At 70.7% G+C, this 3730-nt stretch carries 3 protein-coding genes and 1 pseudogene; all 4 read right to left on the reverse strand.

From position 1 onward, the window contains the following. Positions 1-220: pseudogene (locus UK82_RS38655) on the reverse strand (hypothetical protein); the annotation flags it as partial. A 386-nt stretch (positions 221-606) separates the two neighbouring features. Beyond that, positions 607-1542 carry a hypothetical protein gene (locus UK82_RS18830; protein WP_055408435.1) on the reverse strand — a complete coding sequence of 312 codons (936 nt, stop codon included), beginning with the start codon at positions 1540-1542 and terminating at the stop codon, positions 607-609. 13 nt (positions 1543-1555) lie between these two features. Further along, complete coding sequence (locus tag UK82_RS18835) at positions 1556-1987, reverse strand: hypothetical protein (RefSeq protein WP_044885178.1); 432 nt, start codon at positions 1985-1987, stop codon at positions 1556-1558. 29 nt (positions 1988-2016) lie between these two features. Continuing rightward, the coding region (locus UK82_RS18840) for a CHAT domain-containing protein (RefSeq protein ID WP_152989946.1) at positions 2017-3730 on the reverse strand (1714 nt) is incomplete at its 5' end.

Below are 3730 nucleotides of genomic sequence, written 5' to 3' on the forward strand. Positions count from 1 at the left end.
CCGGGTCACCGTTGAAGAACAGGCCGAAGCACTTGTCACAGAAGCGCCACCCCGGCTGCCCGACCGTGTCCGGCACATCGTGTGGCAGGTAGAAGACGAACCCCTGGGCGTGGTGAGCGTCCCCCGCGGGGCAGTGACCCTTCCGCTTCGGGTCCGGATCACCGTTGAAGAAGATACCAAAACACTTGTCGCAAAAACGCCAGGCCGGCTGACCATCCATGCTGTACGTCCCCCTTGTCATCACGACGGAGAATATTGGTCTGACGTGACATCGCCCACCGGACGACCCACTCTGCCGCGTACGACGGGGAGTGAATGCGGACGGCCACACGCGCGCCCTCTCCACCAGGCGCTGCAGGATTGCGGATGCGACAGAAGGCGCCCCCCACAGATCAAGACATTACCAGAAGTCCGTATTGGCGGTCGGCGAATCCAGGAAATATCCGTGGGCTCCCAAGGTAGGAGTCGTGCCATTCCGGACGCCGGGATTCGACAGTGCCGTACCGAACAGGCGGACGAGGAGCGCACGCACGATCGAGGACTCCACAGGAAAGTTTCTGAGGCGGGCTGGAAAGTCCCGTCTCGGAGTGCGGAAACCGGGGCCGGTCAGGGAGGCGGGGTGAAGGTGGGGGTGGGGCGGTCGGAGCCGCGCAGTAGGTAGGCGGTGAGGGCCTGACCGGCGGCCTTCTCGTCGGCTGGGGTGGCGGGGAGGGGCCAGCGGAGCTGGCTGTAGAGGGCGGTGCGGTGGGTGTCGTAGGCGGTTTCGATGAGGTCGCCGAAGGTGTGGGCGCGAGCGGGGATGACGGTGGTGACGGTGAGGGTGGTGACGGCGAGGCCGAGGGGGATCGCGAGCCAGGTGAGCGGGGTGAAGGCGCAGAACAGCAGTCCCCACAGGGCGGTGGTGGTGGCGGTGTCGAGGGTGGCGCGGGCGGCGAGGAGGTCGGCGCGCAGGGTGTCGGGGAGGGCGGGCCACAGCCGCGGCCAGCAGATGATGGTGTCGAGGCCGTACTTGTCGGCCGGGCGGCGTTCGGCGGCGCGCAGGATGTTCCCGATCGGGGTGGGCAGGTAGTAGGCGGGGGCGCCGGGAGTGGGGCGGCGTCGGAGGCGTTGTTCCAGGCGGGTGTACACGGCGAGTTGCCGGCTGGTCGGGACTGCCGGGGGGCGCACGGCGGCGTAGGCGGCCTGCCAGGCGGTCTGGTCGTCGGCGGCGCGGCGTGCGGCGCGGGCGGCGAGGCGGTGGCGCAGCGGATCGGCGAACGGGGGCCAGTAACCCTCGAGCAGGCGCAGGGTGGGGGTGGCGGCCTGGTTCACGATCACCGCGGACGCGGCGACGGTGAGCAGGCAGGCGGTGATGGTGAGGATCTGGACGGTGGGGGTCTGCCGGTCGAGCCAGGCGGTGTGGCTGGTCAGGGTGTGCAGACCGCCGTTGTGGTGGGTCCAGGCGGCGAGTCCGGTGAGCCAGAAGATCAGGGCGGGAGCGGCGAGGGCGGCCCAGCGGTCGGCGAGTTTCCCGCCGATGGCCTTCCAGAACTCGTCGAGCACGCCGTTGGCCCTGTCAGCCGGGAATCAGGGCGACGGCATGGTCGGGGCAGTGGCGAACGGTGTCGCCGACCGAGGGCCGATGCCATGCGTAGTCGCAGTCGGGATCCGGGCAGATGAAGCGGTCGGCGTCGACGACTCCGGAATCCCCGGCGAGCGCCACTCCTCGGCTGGAGTCGGCGGCCCGCTGGGTTTCCTGGTCGAGGGTGGGCGGTCGATAGTGGGGGGCGTCGGCGAGAACACGGCGCAGGAACGCCCGGGTCTGGGGGCGGTTCCGGAGCAACCGGTCCAGCTCTGCCGCGGCCTGAGTGGGGTCGGGGTGGGTGAGGGCGTCGGCGAGCTGGGTGTCGAGCTGCGCGGCGTGGGCCGGGCCGACGAGCGCGGACAGGCGCGGGCGGATCGCGTGCGTGGCGGCGAGGATTCCCGCCGTGTCGAGCGCATCGGGCATGGCTGGTTCCAAGCGGTAGGGGGGTGGGGTCAGGCACCGGTGTGGAGATGCGAGGCCCAGATGCGTGGGCTGTTGAGGTTGAGCGCGCGAAGGCCGAGGACCGCGTCGTGCAACGCGCGGGCCGGGTTGAGGCGGTCACCGTTGGCGGCGAGGGTGCCGTAGATGTCGTCGGTGAGATCGGCCGCGGCCGTGTCGTCGATGGGCCACAGGGTGGCGATGACGTGACGGTAGCCGGCGAGTTGGAACGCCGACGCCAGGTGGATCGCCTCGTCGGGGAGCAGGTCGCCGGGCCGGCTGGTCTCGCAGGCGGACAGGAACGCCAGTTCCGCGCCGTCGAGGTGCAGCCGGGTCACGTCGAGGACGGTCAGCGGCCGGGTTCGGTGGTCGTGCAGGAACAGCCGGCTGGCCGACGGGTCGGCAAGGTCGGCCATCCCATGGCAGGCGAAATGCGCCCACCGGCAGGCCGGCAGGGCCTCGGTCACCGTGGCGTAGGTCGCCCGCAGGTCGATCAAGGGCCGCACCCGGCCGGGGAAATGCGCTTCAAGGTGGCCGACTTCCTCCTTCGCGCCAGGAAGATCGTTCAGGGAGATGTCTTCCCCCGAGGGATCCAGGGCGGGTGGGGTGTGGGTCATGGCGACCGCGACGATGTGCGGCTCCTGCCGGTGGGGCACAGGCTCGGGCAGGGGGCGGCGGGCGTGGATGAGCGCGCGGACCGTCGGGGTGTAGGAGGAGATAGCACGGTCGAGAACGGTGGCGGGGACGGCGTCGTGGCAGGTGTGATGATGTCCAGCGGCGTGCAACGGCAGGAACGACAGCAGGCCGGAGGTGCACCACCACACCCGCGGCCACTCCTGATCCCGCGGATGACCGGTCAGACCTAGCCGGCCCAGAACGGGGGCTGCGAGTTGGTCCCACAGCCAGCCCAGCACGTCCCCCAACTCCTCCTCCCCAGCGGGGGAAGACTCGGTGACGAACGCAGTCACCCGGTCGTCGACGGCTTCGGAGGTCAGCCTGGGGAGCGGCAGGGTATGGACCTCGTCGCGAATCAGGATCAAAGCATGGGATCCGTACTCGGACACCGCGACGATCACCACCGGGCCATCGACGGCCGCAGCGTGCAGCTCGCGGATCGACGGGGGGCGCAGGAAGCCCTCGAAGCCGTCCTGCCCGCGGATCTGCTCGATCAGCGCGTCAAACGCCAGCGCCGCCGACCTCCGCCGACCGCCGTCGTCGTAGGCGGCGCTGATGCCGTCCGGTCCCACGGTGGTGAGCGATGGGAAGGTCCGTGTGGGGTCCGCCGAATCCAGTTCGTCGCGGAGGCGGGTGAACGCCTCGGCCAAGCGGGGATACGCCGCGGTGAGGTCGGTCAGGTCGGTGCGGGTATCCAACGCCTGCCCGAGCAGCACCCCCCGACCCGCCTCGAACAACTCCACCGCCCGCTCCGGCAGCCCGGCCTGGACACAGCACACCGCCGCGTCCGCACCCAGATTCCTCAGAGCGACGAGGAGGTGCTCCTGATCAGAGCGGTCCAGGCTGCGAGGGGCGAGCTGGCCTACGAGCTCGGCTGCGGCGGTGAACCCGGCCACCGCCTCATCCCACCGCTCCCCACCCGCGGCCGCCCGCCCCCAGCCGACAGCTGCCTGGACCCGTACCCGCGGCGACGCCCCCACCACTCCCGCCGCGTCCTGACCGGCGAGGATCGCCTCATCCAGATCGCCCAGCTCTCCGATCCGCTCGAACCGG

This window comes from Frankia sp. ACN1ag (assembly GCF_001414035.1).
Taxonomy (GTDB): Bacteria; Actinomycetota; Actinomycetes; order Frankiales; family Frankiaceae; genus Frankia; species Frankia torreyi.